Source organism: Sulfuricurvum sp., from assembly GCF_023229695.1.
Classification (GTDB): domain Bacteria; phylum Campylobacterota; class Campylobacteria; order Campylobacterales; family Sulfurimonadaceae; genus Sulfuricurvum.
Genome location: NZ_JALNYS010000007.1, coordinates 81,720 through 98,231 on the forward strand (window position 1 = coordinate 81,720; position 16,512 = coordinate 98,231).

Annotated in this window: 19 protein-coding genes; 14 read left to right on the forward strand and 5 right to left on the reverse strand. The window is 43.1% G+C overall.

The genetic code is table 11. The features are described from left to right. Window positions 1-43: 43 nt before the first annotated feature. The 8 genes from M0P91_RS06385 to M0P91_RS06420 all read left to right on the forward strand — a co-directional run bounded on the left by M0P91_RS06385 (window position 44) and on the right by M0P91_RS06420 (window position 7,582). Window positions 44-1,486, forward strand: coding sequence for an efflux transporter outer membrane subunit (locus M0P91_RS06385; RefSeq protein WP_295065794.1), 1,443 nt, complete (start codon window positions 44-46; stop codon window positions 1,484-1,486). Next, window positions 1,483-2,598 (forward strand): efflux RND transporter periplasmic adaptor subunit, encoded by a 1,116-nt coding sequence (locus M0P91_RS06390; protein WP_295065796.1) that lies wholly within the window; start codon window positions 1,483-1,485, stop codon window positions 2,596-2,598. The genes M0P91_RS06385 and M0P91_RS06390 overlap by 4 nt, the downstream gene beginning before the upstream one ends. Continuing rightward, window positions 2,585-5,638, forward strand: coding sequence for an efflux RND transporter permease subunit (locus tag M0P91_RS06395; RefSeq protein WP_295065798.1), 3,054 nt, complete (start codon window positions 2,585-2,587; stop codon window positions 5,636-5,638). Before M0P91_RS06390 ends, M0P91_RS06395 begins: the two co-directional genes overlap by 14 nt. 111 nt (window positions 5,639-5,749) lie before the next feature. Further along, window positions 5,750-6,190, forward strand: coding sequence for a hypothetical protein (locus tag M0P91_RS06400; RefSeq protein WP_295065800.1), 441 nt, complete (start codon window positions 5,750-5,752; stop codon window positions 6,188-6,190). Next, a complete protein-coding gene (locus M0P91_RS06405; protein WP_295065802.1) occupies window positions 6,187-6,612 on the forward strand; it encodes a DUF3995 domain-containing protein in 426 nt (141 codons plus the stop codon). Before M0P91_RS06400 ends, M0P91_RS06405 begins: the two co-directional genes overlap by 4 nt. A 104-nt stretch (window positions 6,613-6,716) precedes the next feature. Beyond that, window positions 6,717-6,878 carry a hypothetical protein gene (locus tag M0P91_RS06410; RefSeq protein WP_295065804.1) on the forward strand — a complete coding sequence of 54 codons (162 nt, stop codon included), beginning with the start codon at window positions 6,717-6,719 and terminating at the stop codon, window positions 6,876-6,878. 79 nt (window positions 6,879-6,957) lie between these two features. Beyond that, window positions 6,958-7,317 (forward strand): hypothetical protein, encoded by a 360-nt coding sequence (locus tag M0P91_RS06415; protein ID WP_295065806.1) that lies wholly within the window; start codon window positions 6,958-6,960, stop codon window positions 7,315-7,317. After that, window positions 7,301-7,582, forward strand: a complete 282-nt coding sequence (locus tag M0P91_RS06420) for a type II toxin-antitoxin system RelE/ParE family toxin (protein ID WP_295065808.1) — start codon at window positions 7,301-7,303, stop codon at window positions 7,580-7,582. The genes M0P91_RS06415 and M0P91_RS06420 overlap by 17 nt, the downstream gene beginning before the upstream one ends. A gap of 631 nt (window positions 7,583-8,213) precedes the next feature. Here M0P91_RS06420 and M0P91_RS06425 read toward each other — a convergent pair. From M0P91_RS06425 to M0P91_RS06440, 4 genes are read right to left on the reverse strand one after another with little or no spacing between them, the layout of a single operon-like run. Next, window positions 8,214-8,534, reverse strand: coding sequence for a hypothetical protein (locus M0P91_RS06425; protein ID WP_295065810.1), 321 nt, complete (start codon window positions 8,532-8,534; stop codon window positions 8,214-8,216). A gap of 16 nt (window positions 8,535-8,550) precedes the next feature. Next, window positions 8,551-9,177 carry a hypothetical protein gene (locus tag M0P91_RS06430; RefSeq protein ID WP_295065812.1) on the reverse strand — a complete coding sequence of 209 codons (627 nt, stop codon included), beginning with the start codon at window positions 9,175-9,177 and terminating at the stop codon, window positions 8,551-8,553. A gap of 41 nt (window positions 9,178-9,218) precedes the next feature. Further along, window positions 9,219-9,881, reverse strand: a complete 663-nt coding sequence (locus M0P91_RS06435) for a hypothetical protein (protein ID WP_295065814.1) — start codon at window positions 9,879-9,881, stop codon at window positions 9,219-9,221. Between the two features lie 27 nt (window positions 9,882-9,908). Next, window positions 9,909-10,712, reverse strand: coding sequence for a hypothetical protein (locus M0P91_RS06440; RefSeq protein WP_295065816.1), 804 nt, complete (start codon window positions 10,710-10,712; stop codon window positions 9,909-9,911). A gap of 323 nt (window positions 10,713-11,035) precedes the next feature. Between M0P91_RS06440 and M0P91_RS06445 the strand changes: the two genes are divergently transcribed. From M0P91_RS06445 to M0P91_RS06470, 6 genes are all read left to right on the forward strand, one after another. After that, window positions 11,036-11,449: a GNAT family N-acetyltransferase gene (locus M0P91_RS06445; protein ID WP_295065818.1), complete on the forward strand. Its 414-nt coding sequence runs from the start codon at window positions 11,036-11,038 to the stop codon at window positions 11,447-11,449. Between the two features lie 326 nt (window positions 11,450-11,775). Further along, complete coding sequence (locus M0P91_RS06450) at window positions 11,776-13,116, forward strand: diguanylate cyclase (protein WP_295065820.1); 1,341 nt, start codon at window positions 11,776-11,778, stop codon at window positions 13,114-13,116. Between the two features lie 74 nt (window positions 13,117-13,190). Then, window positions 13,191-13,700, forward strand: coding sequence for a cytochrome P460 family protein (locus M0P91_RS06455; RefSeq protein ID WP_295065823.1), 510 nt, complete (start codon window positions 13,191-13,193; stop codon window positions 13,698-13,700). 90 nt (window positions 13,701-13,790) lie between these two features. Further along, a complete protein-coding gene (locus M0P91_RS06460) occupies window positions 13,791-14,360 on the forward strand; it encodes a DNA-3-methyladenine glycosylase I (protein WP_295065825.1) in 570 nt (189 codons plus the stop codon). A gap of 6 nt (window positions 14,361-14,366) precedes the next feature. Then, complete coding sequence (locus M0P91_RS06465) at window positions 14,367-15,164, forward strand: ATP-binding cassette domain-containing protein (protein ID WP_295065827.1); 798 nt, start codon at window positions 14,367-14,369, stop codon at window positions 15,162-15,164. Window positions 15,165-15,175: 11 nt separating this feature from the next. Then, on the forward strand, window positions 15,176-15,478 hold the full coding sequence (locus M0P91_RS06470) for a helix-hairpin-helix domain-containing protein (RefSeq protein WP_295065829.1): 303 nt from the start codon (window positions 15,176-15,178) through the stop codon (window positions 15,476-15,478). Here the strand turns inward: M0P91_RS06470 and M0P91_RS06475 are convergent. Next, window positions 15,475-16,503: an NADH:flavin oxidoreductase/NADH oxidase gene (locus tag M0P91_RS06475; protein WP_295065831.1), complete on the reverse strand. Its 1,029-nt coding sequence runs from the start codon at window positions 16,501-16,503 to the stop codon at window positions 15,475-15,477. The genes M0P91_RS06470 and M0P91_RS06475 overlap by 4 nt on opposite strands. Window positions 16,504-16,512: the final 9 nt, after the last annotated feature.

Genomic DNA, 16,512 nt, shown 5'->3' on the forward strand with positions numbered 1-16,512 from the left:
TAAGGAGTGAGTAGAATTTCCCTATGTTTGTTAGGGGAATTTTATGCAAAAAACATTTTTACGGCATCCCACGATTTGGCTCTCCATCGCTTCGATACTTTTACTATCCGGGTGCGCGACGCCTGAAGCTTCTCCTTCTAAACTCGATTCCAACCTCTCAGCAACTTTTCACCATGCCGATAGTTCTCTCACAGAGGATAGAGAGTGGTGGGGTAAGTTTAACGATCCTATCTTGAGTGCTCTCATCGAAAAAGCGCTCACCTCCAATCATGATGTACGAATTGCAATGAGCCGTATAAAAGCCGCTCGTGCCGGAGCGGATGCACATGCCTCGCGTCTTTTACCGTCAGTAGATTTACAAACATCAGCTTCAACGACCCATAGCGGACTCCCCTCACCGTATAAGCAGGGGATGCCGGATGTGAGAGCGTATAGCGCGGGGGTTGGTTTGGCGTGGGAGCTAGATTTAAGCGCAGGGGTGCGTGCCGGCGCTAATGCCGCACAATCCGATGCTTTGTCCGCAGAAGCAGGAGCTGAGGGGGCACGGCTGCTTATTGCGAGTGAAGTAGCACGTCAGTACTTTATCTTGCGAGGTGCACAACAACGTCTGGCTATTCTCAAAGAGCTGGCGCAAACGCGACACGAATACGTTAAGCTGATTTCTCGACGCCTCAAGGAGGGGCAATCGAGCCGATATGACCTCAATATGGCTGAAGCGCAAACCAATGCATTGGATGGACAGATACCGTCGTTGCAAACGTTGGTTGACGTATCGCAAACCCATATTTCCCTTTTACTGGGTGCAAACCCTTCTATGTCAGTGGTATCCGATAATCCTGAATATGTTTGGCCGCAATCTCCGAGTATCGGTACGGGTCAACCTATCGATTTGCTTCGTCGTCGTCCCGATTTGATGGCGGCGGAAGCACGTTATCGTGCAGAGTCCTTACGTTCCAAAGAGGCGGAATCTCAAACGTGGCCGAAGCTCTTTGTGAATGCGCTGTTCGGGTTTGAGGATTTGCGGATTAACGGAATGGATTTGGCAACGGTGGCATTTTCGAATGTTGCCATGGCGTTTGCTATGCCGATTTTTAACGCGGGACGGATTCAAGCGGGCATTGATGTTCAAAGTGCGCGTGAAAACGACGCGTTACTCTCATGGCAAAAGGGGGTTCTTGTCACGGTGAAAGAGGTGGAAGATACGCTAAGCCTACGCTCAAACGAGATGAAGCGCGGTGCATTGCTCAGAGCGGTTGCTGCAAATCATCAACAATCACTCCACCATACGCAATCGCTATACCGTGAAGGTCAAATCGACAAACTTTCCCTCCTCGATGTTCAGCGTTTAACATTGCTCAGCGCATTGGAGGTAACAGATCATGAGACGCAACGTCTTTTAGCCGATGTGCAGCTCTATAAAGCGTTAGGCGGGGGATGGAACGCATCTCAACTCTCATCGAAAGAACAACCAAAGGTACACCCATGAACCCATCAAAAATCAAATATTTGCAAGCTATTGCCCTCCTAGTCTCTGTGATACTGATAACAGGATGCAAGGATAAAACGGTGAAAACTCCCGACTCAACGGCGGTCTATGTGACGACAATCGCAAAGAGTGACGGTGTGGAAGAGAGATGGTTAAGCGGGTCGATTCGTGCGCGGGTTGAAACCGATGTCGGTTTTAGAATAGGGGGAAAAATCCTCAAACGTCTCGTCAATGTCGGAGATTGCGTCACCAAAGCTCAGCCATTGGCAATGCTGGATAACGGTGATTATCAATTAGCTCTCAGCGCTGCCGAGGAGCAGTTTAGGGCGGCGAGCGTGAATGCCAAACAATCCCTATCGGACGCTCAAAGATTTCAACGTCTCTCACTGGATGGTTCGATGGGTTTAGCAGAGTATGAGCGTCAAAAGAGCCGTGCCGATGCGGCAACAGCGGGTATGGAGCAAGCACGAAGCGCGTTGGAACTGGCAAAAAACAAGGACAGCTATACGATTCTTAGGGCACCGTATGATGGCGTTATTACAGCTATTACTATGGAAGTAGGTCAAGTGATTGCAGAGGGGCAACCTCTCCTATCCATAGCCAAAGAGGGTGAGCGTGAAGTGGTGGTGGATTTACCCGAAGAGATTATGACCCATGTCACTGAGTTTAAAGCCGATGCGCAACTGTGGGATAACGAGGAGGGTTCGGTGCCGCTTCGTTTGCGTGAGCTCTCACCGATGGCTACATTACCAAGTCGAACCTATCGTGCACGTTATGTAGCGCAGAGCGGGGGATTACGATTTCCTTTGGGATCGACCTTGCAACTACGGCTATCACGCCCTAGCGAAGCGGGAGTCACTTTACCGCTTGGTGCCATTATTAAAACAGCAGATGAAGCGGGAGTATGGGTACTCAAACGAGATGGCAAGCATCCGGTATTTGTAAAAGTTAAAATTCTCAGCTATGGAGCAACGACGGTTCGGGTGAGCGGATTAGAAGAAAAGATGCGTATCATGACGGTCGGAGCGCAAAAGATAGATGGATCGATGAACGTCACTCCAATCGAGCGCAACATTGAGACTATGGATGAGTTGTTTGATGAAAAACTTTAATCTCTCCAAATGGGCGGTAACGCATACGCAGTTGGTCCTTTTTTTGATTATCAGTGTACTAATCGCCGGAATCATATCGTTTACCAAACTCGGTCGTTCGGAAGATCCGAATTTCAACGTACCGGCAATGACGATGGTCGTGATGTGGCCCGGTGCAACTGCTGATGAGGTTCAAAATCAAGTGATCAACCGTATCGAGCGCAAGATGCAAGAACTCGAACATATCGATAATATCCGCTCCTACTCGCGTCAGGGGTACGGTGCCATTACGTTATGGATGAGCGGGGGAACCGGTAAAAAAGAGTTGGATGAGTCGTGGTATCAGGCGCGAAAGAAGATTTCCGATATACGTCACGAGTTGCCCGGCGGAGTACAAGGACCGTTGTATAACGACGAATTCACCGATGTTTACAGCGTTTTGTATGCCCTGAGTGCCCCAGAGTTGACGACGGCCGAACGTCATGATGCGGCGGAGATGATTAAGCGTCAATTACAAAGCGTCAAAGGGGTTAATAAAGTCAATATCCTCGGTAAACAAAGCGAGCGTGTCTATGTCGAGGTTTCGACACGTCGCCTTGCCGCACTGGGTATTGCCCCCAACGTTATTTTCGAGGCATTGGCGCGTCAAAATATGGTTATCCCCTCCGGTGCCATCGAGACTCCTGATGATCGTGTATACGTTCGTGTGGATGGTGAACTTCATCATGCAAACGATGTGGGAAATGTCCGTATCGAAGTCGGCGGGAGAGTGTTGAAACTATCCGATATCGCTACGATACGGACCGGATATGAAGATCCGCAACGCTTTACGATACGTCGCAACGGCGAATCGGTGTTAGCCATCGGCGTGACGATGAAACACAACGGCAATATTTTAGAGCTGGGCAGTGCACTCGATGAGCGGATGAAACGTATCCAGACACAATTGCCCCTGGGGATACGCATCGAGAAATACTCCGATCAGCCGAAAATCGTAGAGGAATCGGTGTGGGAGTTTGAACGCTCCTTTTTGGAGGCGTTGGTCATTGTACTGGCGGTGTCGTTTCTCTTTTTGGGTTGGCGGAGCGGGATCGTCGTTGCCGTTTCGGTACCGTTGGTACTGGGGATCGTTGCAATCGTCATGTTTGCTTTGGGGTGGAGTTTGGATCGTATATCGCTGGGGGCACTCATCATTGCATTGGGTCTGTTGGTCGATGATGCGATTATCGCCGTTGAGATGATGGTGGTGAAACTCGAAGAGGGGTGGGATCGCTTAAGTGCCGCTACTTTTGCTTACAAATCTACGGCATTTCCGATGCTGACGGGGACATTGGTAACGGTGGCGGGTTTTATGCCGGTCGGTTTTGCGCAATCGATTTCGGGAGAGTATGCCGGAGGTATTTTTTGGGTGGTCGGTACGGCATTGATCGCTTCATGGTTGGTTGCGGTGATTTTTACCCCTTATCTGGGGACGAAACTGTTACCCTCCTACGAAACGTCGTCGCATCCGCATGATCTTTACCATCGCCCCGTCTATGTGAGATTACGTCGCATTGTCGAATGGAGCGTCGTGAGACGCTGGAGAGTGTTGGGTGCGACATTGGCTCTTTTTGTCCTCTCCGGTGCGGGTATGTTACTGGTGCAACAGCAGTTTTTCCCTACGGCGTCACGGACAGAGTTGTTGATCGAGCTGAGACTGCGCGAAGGGGCCTCGTTTGAAGCGACGCAACATCAGGTAAAACTGCTGGAACAGATTCTCAAATCCGACCGTGATATCGATGGTTTTACCGCCTATACGGGGGAGGGGACACCTCGATTTTACCTCTCGATTTCTCCTGAACTTCCCAGTCCGTCGTATGCGCAGTTCGTACTCACAACACGCACTCTTGAAGATAGAGAGAGGGTTCGTAGTCGTCTGATGGCGCTGTTTGATAAAAATGAAGCATTTCCGGATTGCAGAGCCCGTGTTTTGAGGCTGGAGTTCGGTCCTCCCGTAGGGTTTCCGGTGCAGTTTAGAATCATGGGACCGGATAAGGAAAAAGTACGCCAAATCGCCTATCAGGTGAGAGATGTCGTCCGTCAAAGTCCGCTGGTCAGAGATACTCAGCTCGATTGGAATGAGCAGGTAAGGTCGCTCAGAGTCCATGTTGACCCGGACAAAGCCCGTTTGTTGGGTTTGAGTACGGTGGATATTCAAAATATCGTCCAAACCGCATCAAACGGAGTGGCGATAACGCAGATTCGACGTAACGAAGAACTCGTCGATGTGGTGGTGCGCGCTACCTCTGATGAGCGTTTGTCAGTTGAGCGGCTCGGAGATATTCAGCTCTTCTCACACACTGGAGCTGTATTTCCTCTTTCACACGTGGCGAAGATCGAACCTGCATTTGAGGAGCCGGTAGTGTGGCGACGCGATCGGGATAGGACGCTTAGCGTCCGCAGCGATTTGGCAGACGGTATCCAAGGCCCCTACGCCACCACCAAAATAATGCCATCATTGCAACCGATTATCGATAATCTTCCCTCAGGTTATCGCATCGAAGCCGGAGGAGCCATAGAGGAGAGTGATAAATCGAACATCGCACTTTTTGCTGTTTTTCCGGCTATGTTTGCCGTTATGCTGTTGATCTTGATGGTGCAGTTACAGCGATTTTCATTGATGTTTATGGTATTTATGACCGCTCCATTGGGACTTATCGGTGTTGTTCCGGCGCTGCTGATCTTTAATGCCCCGTTTGGGTTTGTGGCATTGTTGGGGGTTATCGCATTAGGGGGGATGATTATGCGCAACTCCCTGATTTTGGTCGATCAGATCGAACAGGATATTATACGGGGTGTCGATGCATGGAATGCGATTATCGAAGCCACCGTGCGCCGTGCACGTCCTGTCGTTCTGACTGCCGCCGCCGCGATATTGGCGATGATCCCTCTGACCGGCAGCGTGTTTTGGGGACCGATGGCGATGGCGATCATGGGGGGGCTTATCGTCGCTACGGCTTTGACACTGGTTTTTGTTCCGGCATTGTACGCGGCATGGTTCAAAGTGCGTGTCATTTCATAAAAGAGAGCGAAACTATCGTATCTATGGGATGCAAGAGGTATGCAAAGATCACTCGAATGATGCATAAGCATAAATGTTCCAAAGGAACGTATTTTTTAAAATGGAGATGAAATGAGTAAAAAACAATGCGCAAGCAGATTAATGATGATAGGAGGGTTGGTTGAAATCGTTCTTGGGATTCTTCATTTTATTTGGCCATTTCAGCTTATAAAAACGGGTGAGTATGTCCATTTATCAGCAGATTACATGAATCTGCTCTTTCTGAGTTCACTCTCTATCGGACTTTGTCTCAGTGTTTTTGGACTGTTGTCCATCTATTTTTCAAAAAGGTTGCTTTTTGATGAGCGAAGCGCATGGATTTATGGAATGGTTCAGGGGTTAATATGGGAAGTAAGAACACTCTTTGAACTACTATTTCCGGTTAAAATACCTTTGTTGTTTATCGTAAATCCGACAATAGTCATTCTTCCATTAGCGTTTTTGCTTGGAGTGCTTTTTTTAGCCCCTCTTTGGAGGGTTAAAGAAAGTTTTATAGGCAGCGAGAAGCAATGAGTGTTATAACTATTCTGACTATTGTCGCGTTGAGTTTGATCGGATTACTCCATTTTTATTGGGCATTGGGTGGTGTGATCGGACTGGATATAGCTGTGCCGACAGAGGATGACACGCCATTACTTAATCCCGGAAAAGTTGCGACCGTGATCGTTGGGATAGCTTTGTTCGGGTTCGCTTTTGTTGCCTATATGCTCTACTTTTATGATTTCTCTTCGTCGCACTATCGGGATTATTTCATCCTTAGCGGGTGGATAGTATCGGGGATATTTACACTTCGAGGTATCGGTGAGTTTAATGCGGTCGGATTGTTCAAAAAAATAAAATCTTCCGAATTTGCATACTATGATACCCGAGTATATACCCCGTTTGCATTATCTATGGGATTGGTTTTCGCTACTTTAGCGTATGGGGCATCATGAACTCAATCAGTATCAAAAACAGTACCATCGACGATCGACGGTTTACCCGATCATTGCGCTCTGGCGGATGCGTGTTTGTTTGAGAGAAAAATATAAGGATACCTATGTCGTTGCAATTAGATGATTTTCTCATTACAGGTCGTACTTTTGAGGAGTATGCGGCATTTTTTGATTTGGATGCTGCATCTATGGAAAATATGAGAGTTTTGGACTGCCAAAGCGGAGCGAGTTCATTTGTAGCCGAAGCTAAATATAGTGGTACTTGACACCTCAAATTGCAAATTTGTGCATCGCTAAACTTTATGAAGATGTGCTACAATTTTCAAAAGTAAAAAGGGGGCGTTGATGTCACGATTACCGCTTCAGCAGTTCGAACTCTATCATCAGCTTATGATGCCTCTTTTACAGATCGAGGCAGATTTAGAACCTGCTGATAACAATATTATTAAAAGTCATGCCCGTACTGCTCTCGTTTTTACCCAAGGGATGAGAGATATTCTCGATGATTTAACATTCGATTATGATCTATTTGAAAAGCTCCTCTTTGATCTCGATGATAATTATGAAATCGTTAAAACCGAGTACGCTACCGTTAATGATCCAGAACTAAAATCTATCGTTGATCAGCTGATGACTCAAATGGTAAAACTCCAAATGGAGATCAGCGATAAATTGGTTGATTTCAAACATGCCCATCGAGCTTGAAAAGCAATATCTAAAAGATAAAGAGCGGGCAATCAGATCGATTGGTGAAGCCATTATCGAAAAAACTGAAAAACTTTGCGAAACCGATCCCTCTCATCCTTCACTTCACAATAAACCAATCGTTTGCTCAAAAGACAAGTTTAAACACTCCGTGCGTGTCGGTGGAACCGGCTACCGGATCATCTATACCATACGAGAAAACTATGTCTATTTCCAGCGCCTCATAAATCATGATATCTATGATCGATTGATAAAAGATTGTTAATCATAAAAACGGATTCTTACTATCTGTCATTCAAAAAATGAAGATTGAAACCATGACCCCGATATTTTTTTGTTAATGGTAGTTTTAAAGAACCAAACATCGGTTGTAATACTCAACGTATGAATTGAGCGGTCTGCGTGGCTTTTCGCGCAAGTCCGCTCGAATGATAGGTTAGGCACCCAGCGGTACAGGTATCGCGCATAGCTTATCGAGACCTTTTTTAACTGCAATAGTAATTATCACAACAGCTAGAGCATTCGTAAGTGTTCCTGTTATGATATGAGAAATATCTATTTACTGAGGAATTAAATATGGGAAAAGTCATATTATCTCAGAATAAACATTGGAAGAGTTATAAAAATCTCTATAGCCGAGAGATAGTAGAGCTCCTCATCAACAATTGGTTTTCGTTGCTATGTGACACCTCTATATGTCAGTCTACATTCCCAACGAGGACGTTGGGAACGAGGGAAACGATCATTACCTATAATCAAGAAGAGACGAGTGAAGCGATAAACGTCATACCGTTTTGGAAATATTTTTATAAATAAAAAAGTACTAGAGCATATAATTGAGAGGTTATAGGTATCACCTGACACCTATTTTGTGTTAGCTCAGCTAGTAGCCTCTTTTATTCAATATTGGGGTAAGTATCATATGGCAAATAGTAGTTTTTAACGATAGTGGTATGTAGTTTATGGTGACCACTGTCTTCATCTAAGGACTCTTTAGTTATTTCTTCAACAGTAACATCACTTTCTTTTTTTATACCATCACTACAAAGCATTTGCAAAGTATTGGCATCAACATGGTGACCAATAATACACATATTATTAATACCCCCAAAATCAGGTGCTTTAGCATTTAATGCTGAAACATTATTGTAAAAGGTAAAATAATCTGGATTACTTTTTCCTCGTTTTAGACATACTTCATAAATAAATTTTCCCATTTGTAACTCTCCTATATTATTTAACTACCAACTTAACAGCACTGGCTAAATTTGGATACATGGCTTCTAGTAATTTTGCTGCAATAGGAGAAGCTTCGATATCAGATATTCTTTTTATGGTTAGATTTGGCATTGGGCAAACAAATATAGGATCTTTAGGAGGCATTGTATCCATTAAAAACCGTGCTTTGATTATTTGGCCTGGATTTATATGCTCAGCTTTGATTAAGATGGTTTCACCATCTTCTCTTTCTATTTCCCATCGTCCATCATAGCCATCTGGTATATCTTCAATATATGCAGGGATTATATAAGTAGCATCTCTTGATTCTATTTTAATTGGAGGGTTTTCTAATGCAACATTTCCGCTGTTAATAATGTCTACTTCCAGAAAAACTAATTCATCAATTATATCGCCTTTATATTGTATTTCTAGTTTATCGGTTTCCTTGAATAAATTTTTATTTAAAAGAGGTGTTATTCTCATTCGATATTGAAGTTCTTTCCTCTGCATTGATTTTCGAACGTGTGCAGCAGATATAAACCACGTAAGAACACCTATTAATATAGTCGCTCCAGCACCAAACAAACCAATAATATCTGATTGTGTAAGTTGAACTAAACTCTCCGTTTCTACTGCCATTAATCTTCCTTTTTTTGATAGCTAATGTTTAAAATGAACAATCAAAAAGCCGCCTGCGGGTTTTTGATTAGCACCTCAAATGTCTTGCTAAATTCTGTTTTTAAATTGTACTGCATAAAACTTGCTAATGATGATATCTTGTTGGCAGCATCAATTACTTTACTTAAATCATCTTGGCTATGACTTTCATTTGTTTGCTGTCGCAAATATTGCTGTTGATATCCCCAGAATAAATTTGCTTGACTTGCAATATCATCAATTTGTTTTTTCAAGTCAGGAAGATACAATCCGATATTCATTTCAATCTTATTTATTCGATTAACAATTTCATCTGAATAAAATTTATGAAAGCTGTCTAAAGTGTCTATTTCTGTAGAAATGAAGCTCGATGTAATAGAACATTTCGATTTAATTGCAGACAATAATTCGTAAGTATTTTCAAGATGTAACCTTTTTTCATTATTTGTTCGATCGGTATGTTCTAGTTTTAGCAATTTAATTTTCATATTCTGTTCAATATTAAATTGTTCCTTTTGATAATCTAATTGTTCTTGCAATAACTGTCGTTCTTTTTCAAAATTTTTTCGTGCTAAATATATAGAGATTAATGCACCAATAATTGAACCGATTACAGTTGCCATTACTGTTGCTATACCTTTGTCTAATACGAAACTAGAAAACTGTACAGTTGTATTTATATCCATTTATTTCCTTTGATTGTTTTAACATTTTTAATATAGCGTTTTTGTGAATTTTGCTACGCCAGCAACAAGTTCTTCTACTTCTTCTTTTGTTGGTTCTCTTTCTTTATTATGGTCACAAAGATTACGAATATCACCAAGTCTTTGTATTTGTCTCCAAGAAGGGACATCTAAAATACCTTCATTTTTAAGTATTTCATTGAAATCGTTAATAGTAGGGGCTTTTTTATGTGTCTTTACATTATGATTGATAACAACTTGTGCAAGATGCTTTTCTAACACTACTCCTGAAATCGCACCAGCTCCACGTAAAAATCCATGTTTAATTAATTCTCTTGCTGTATCAAGCTCGGAATCAAATAAATCAGCTTGAACTAGTTGCTTGATATCAAAAAGACTACTTTCAAAACGTGCTAATACGGCATTCAAAATAGCTTGTTGTTGTTTAAAATGAGGGATTGCTCCATCTGGACCCACAATTTTTCTTTTTTCATATCCGCTTGTAATAGTTAACCCTTGAAGGTAATCTTCAATTCGATAATTTTCGTAGCTAATGTCTTTTCTTGTTTTCGGTTTTTCATAATGTCTTGTAAAGTCATCTATCCTGTCTGGAAGTAATTGTTTGATTAATACTTTTGCTTCTGAATACCAAGCTTGATATTCATCATTAAACTTAGGAAGTGATTTTATAACTTTTGCAAGATTTTCATCTGTTTTAGCAGCTTCGTTAACACCATCTGGATAGCACTCATATTGCATCGCAGTACTGAGTTTTTCACCTTTATCAATAAGTTTTTCTAAATCTTTTTTGTACTTCTCGAGATTACTAGTCATTGATATCAACCTTTTATGTGTGTTGTCTAATCATTTATTTATTCAAAAAATATACCATTTTGCCAGAATTTTATCAGATAATCAGACATTCAAAATGTCCTACTATCAGAAACATCAAACCAAAATTTTACATATCAACATATTTTCAAACATTTTACACCATTTTTCTTAAAACAATTTCCGTATTCCATATCTTCGGCATATGAATGGAGAGGGTCAAAATTTACCAAAAGAGCGGTACGATACTCTTATCAAAAACATAGAAGTATAACGGCTCTGCTGATAGTGCAACGATTCAGCATAAAGAGAACAGGAGAAAATGAATGTTGATCACCTACCAAATAACCCCCAACCTATCAACCGAAGATTTCATCGACATCCTCAACCGTTCCACATTGGGCGAACGCAGACCTGTTGATGATCTTGAATGTATCGCGAGTATGCTCAAAAATGCCGACATCATTGTTACGGCGATTGCGAATGAGAAAATCGTAGGGGTAGCACGTGCCGTAACCGATTTTAGCTACTGCTGCTATCTGTCGGATTTAGCCGTCGATGCGAGCTGTCAACATCAGGGGATCGGTAAACAGCTCATCCAAAAAGTACGCGAACCGTTAGGGGCTAAATGCAAATTGATTTTGCTCTCTGCACCTGCAGCGGTAGAGTATTATCCAAAAATCGGTTTTACGCAACACCCCTCGGCGTGGGTACTGGACAGCACGAAAAACGTTTTATAAAAAAGCAGCGACAATGAATTTCAAAAAACTGAGAGAAGCCGAGGCAAGTTTTTTCACCTTTTACCCCAAAGGATTCGAAGACGAAGCACATCTCTCCTTTGATCGGTGCAGATAATGCAGGGTTTACTGGATTTTTGATGATGGCGATGAAATAGGAATATTTGTTGTAAAAATGTAACTTATCGTTAGAAGACTAATATACTAATTTAAATATTTACACAATGACGTGATTTTTTTGATAAAATATTTTTATATTAATATTTTTAGTTTTGTATTATTGCCTGTTATGTACCAACCATGATGAAAAGTAGTGAAGGAGTGGAAGTATGGGAAAAGATAAACATATTTTGCAAAATAATATCATTGAAATTGACTCGATTTTTAATCATACAAATACCAAATCAACCCTTGATAAATTGGAACAAATTCAAATCGAAGAGCAGCTTCAACTAGCTGATTTGGCTTTGAATATTATCACGGATGCCATCTATCTATTCGATGACAAACGAGAAATTAGGTATGTTAATAAAGCCGCCTGTGATGCACTTGGCTATTCCAAAGAGGAACTGATCGGTAAAACTTCTTATGATATTGATCCGGTGATTACGGCAGATGAGGTGCAAAACATTGTAGAGACAATTAGGTCCAATAAAGTAAAGTATTTTGAAACAAAACATAAACGAAAAGACGGCTCGATTTTCAGCGTAGAAATTACCACTTATCCCTATATGAATGGTCGTTATGCTTTGCATGTCGTTAAAGACGTAACAGAGCGAAAAAAAACTGAAGAAAAAATGCAACTTATGGCAAGTGTGTTTTCAAGTGCAAAAGAGGGAATCGTCATCACAGATACAAAAGGAATAATAGTTGATGCGAATGAAGCGTATAGCCTTATCACAGGATATTCAAACGATGAGATTATAGGGCAAAATGCAGGATTTTTAAAATCGGATAAACACGATAAAGCATTTTATAAAAATATGTGGAATGAATTAATCCGAAACAAATATTGGATCGGTGAGATTTGGAATAGAAGAAAAAATGGAGAAATTTTTGTCGAGAGATTGACCATCTCTGCTATCAGTGATTCGGATGGGAAAACTTCAAGCTATGTCGGATTATTGACCGATATAACGACGGGGAAAGATTATGAATCTACATTGGAGCGAATGGCATTTTATGATTCTTTGACGGGATTGCCGAACCGGTTGTTGTTTGCCGAGAGAATCAATCAAGCTATGATGATTTCAAAACGTTTAAATACTATGATGGCAATTTGTTATCTGGATTTAGATGAATTCAAACCCGTTAATGATGGGTTCGGGCATAGTGTCGGCGATAAATTATTGCTTGAAATTTCGAATCGGATGCAAAACCAAGTAAGAGAAAGTGATACGATTGCAAGAATAGGCGGAGATGAGTTTGCCATCTTACTGATTAATATTAAAGGTATTCAAGAATGCGAAACTATCATCACCAAAATCTTGGATAGTATTAATGAACCATTTATCCTTCCGGATAAAGGAGAGGTTACTGTAACTGCAAGTATTGGTATAACTCTGTATCCGCATGACAATTCTCCTTCCGATATATTACTTCGGCATGCGGATCAGGCGATGTATTTAGCAAAAGAAAGCGGCAAAAACCAATACGTTTTTCACAGTTAATCTTTAAGCAAAAAAGATTGTGTTGTCATTTATGAAAGAGGTGTAAGATTGTACCTATTATTATAGGAGCTCACATGTTACAACGTATCCTTGCATTTTCTACAGCTTTCCTTTTTGTCTCCTCACTCTCAGCTGCTCCGCTTCCGGATATTAAGATGCCGGATAACGGATTGCCTTTTCAGCTGATCGATGGATATCAGGATTATAAAATCGTTGCAACGCACTGGCGTATCGACAAACATGAGTTACGGTATGTGTTAGCCAATCCGATAGCGTATAAAGCATTGCAAAACAAACAAAAACCGCTTCCGGAAGGGAGTAAAATGGTCAAAATAGGCTGGAGTGTCAAACCTATGACAGCCTATTCGGATGCGTTGGAGGCCGATAAGCTTCAGCGGATTGAGTTTATGGTGAAAGATTCGAACCGTTTTGATCAAAAAGGTGATCACTGGGGATATGCCCGATTTGTTAAAAAGGGAGATAGTTATGCCCCGTATGCGAACGGCTCAGCGGAATGCGTTGCCTGCCATGCTTCCGTCGCACCGAACGATTACCTGTTTACGACCTTTCAGCCAACTTTTTAATGGTGTCCTGAAATCAAAATGCAAAACCGTCTTAAATTTAGACAAAAGGACGTATGCTATGATAGTTCCAATTAAAAAGTGGAGAACATAATGTCTGTTTCACGTTGCGGATGGGTCAAACTGAGTGATCCGGTGTATGTTGCTTATCACGATGAAGAGTGGGGGAGAGCGCTGCATGATGATCGGGCCCTTTTTGAACTGTTTTCTTTGGAGACTCAATCGGCGGGGCTTAGCTGGCTGACTATCCTCAAAAAACGTGAAGGGTATCGCGAAGCATTTGAGGGGTTTTCTCTGAACAAGGTGGCACACTACGGCGAGGCAGACATAGATCGGATACTCAACAGCACACTGGTGGTAAAAAGCCGTCCCAAAATCGAAGCGATTATCACGAATGCACGAGGATTTTTAGAGATTCAAAAAGAGGTTGGTTCATTGGATGGGTATTTTTGGGGAAAAGTGGGGGGAAACGCGATTATTAACGATGTTGCCGATTACAAAGAAGCGGCGTGTACCTCAGATATTTCCGATACTATTACAAAAGAGCTCAAAAAACGGGGATTCAAATTTATCGGAACGACCACCATATACGCTTTCATGCAAGCGTGCGGGATGATCGACGATCATGAAAACAGCTGTATGTGCAAACAAATAAGGAAATAATTTTAAATGAATTCGATCGTATTATTCGACAATGTCCAACTCACCTACACCGAATCACCGGTCCTGAAAAATATTTCGCTTCAAATCGATCAAGGGGAACATTGCGTTATCCTCGGGGCAAACGGTTCGGGGAAATCGAGTCTTATCAAACTGATTAATTGCGAACTCTATCCGTCTTACATCGATGAGCCGTTTAGAAGAGAGATTTTGGGCAACGAACGATGGGTCGTCACGCAACTGCGTAAACATTTGGGGGTTGTGACGAATGATCTGCATACCCGTTTTGCATTTGAGAGCGGCTATCTCAGCGGATTTGAGACGGTGCTGAGCGGTTTTAACGGAACGATCGGATTGTTCGATCATTTAGAGGTGACGAGTGAGCAGATCGAAGCGGCAGAACATGCCATGATGCGGTTGGGGATCGAGCACCTGAGCGAAAAACGTTTGAGCGAAATGTCGACGGGAGAGCTGCGAAAATGTATCGTAGCCCGTGCGCTGGTTCATCCGGTAAAAGCGATCTTGCTCGATGAGCCGACCGTCGGGCTGGATATCAAAGCACAGCTTGATTTTATCGAGATGATGCGCTCTTTGGCTAAGGGCGGTACGACCGTCATATTGGTGACGCATCATATCGAAGAGGTATTTGAAGAGATCACTAAAGCGGTCTTGCTCAAAGAGGGGATGATCCATGCGGCAGGAGAGAAAGAAGAGGTGTTAAACAGTGATACTCTATCCACTATTTTCAACACACCGCTCAAACTGGAAAAGAGGTATGGACGTTATTCGATACATCCTAAGCAGTAAAGGTTATACGCATGAATCCTGCAAAAGTCATACGTGAAAAAGTTGAAAAACTGACCGATCTTCCCAATGTCGGCAAAACGGTTGCCGGTGATTTTGCACGAATCGGCATTACCCGTCCCGAGCAGTTGCGCGGAGAGGATCCCTATGATATGTATGTCCGATTTTGCAAAGCGTTCGGAGAACGGCAAGATCCGTGTATGGTGGATGTGCTGATGTCGATCACCGATTTTATGGATGGAGGAGAGGCTAAAGTTTGGTGGGATTATACCGCGCAGCGCAAGGTGCGCTACGGAGATAGGATCACAGTGCGTTAAAAACCTCGCCGAAAGGAGGCTGGAATTTTATCCGATTCATGGAACTCTTTAGCGGCTGCGAGTGCGAGATTCGGATTGCGTAATAATGAGCGTCCATAGGCAACGAAATCGCATACTCCCCCCATCAGTAACGCTTCCCCTTCCGCCGGTGTCGTAATAAGACCTACGGCGATGGTAGGAATCGATCCTTCGTTTCGGATCCGTTTGGCATAATCGGCTTGATAGAGGGGGACGAACGGCGGTTGCGTCTGAGTGAGGGGCTGATTCCCTCCGGCAGAGACATGGATGATATCGGCTCCTGCCGTTTTTAGCGCTTTGGAGAGGGCGATAGAGTCTTCAATATTCCACCCCTCTTCCATCCACTCCTCCGCAGAGATGCGCACAATCACGGGAAGGTTAATGGCAACTTTCACCGCTTCAGTCACTTCCAGCAACAATCGGCATCGGTTTTCAAACGTTCCCCCATAGCGGTCGTTGCGTCGATTGCTTAGCGGGGAGAGAAATTCGCACAACAGATAGCCGTGTGCTCCGTGAATCTCGACCATATCGTAACCCGCATCTTTGGCACGCAATGCGGCACGAACAAAGGAGCCTTTGATCTCCTCTATCTCTTCGAGCGCTAATGCGGTTGGAATGCGATAAGGGGCTTCGGGACTAAATGCGATTGCACTCGGAGCGACAGGGATCTCTGAGCTGCATTCGCATTTACGTCCGGCATGGGCGAGTTGCAGTGCAATTTTGGCACCGTTATCGTGGCAGATTGATGTTAATGTGCGATGGGTGGGGATATGGGCATCTTCCCATATCCCCAAATCATTTTCGCTGATTCGCCCTCGTGATTCAATCGCAGTCGCTTCAACGATGATCAATCCCACCCCTCCCAGCGCTTTGGAACCGTAATGGAGCAGATGAAACGGATTGGGATGACCGTCATGTTCGGCATGGTACATGCACATGGGCGGCATGACAATGCGGTTTTTAAGGGTTACACCGCCGATAGTACCTGCTTGAAGTAATAAACTCATCTCCCCTTC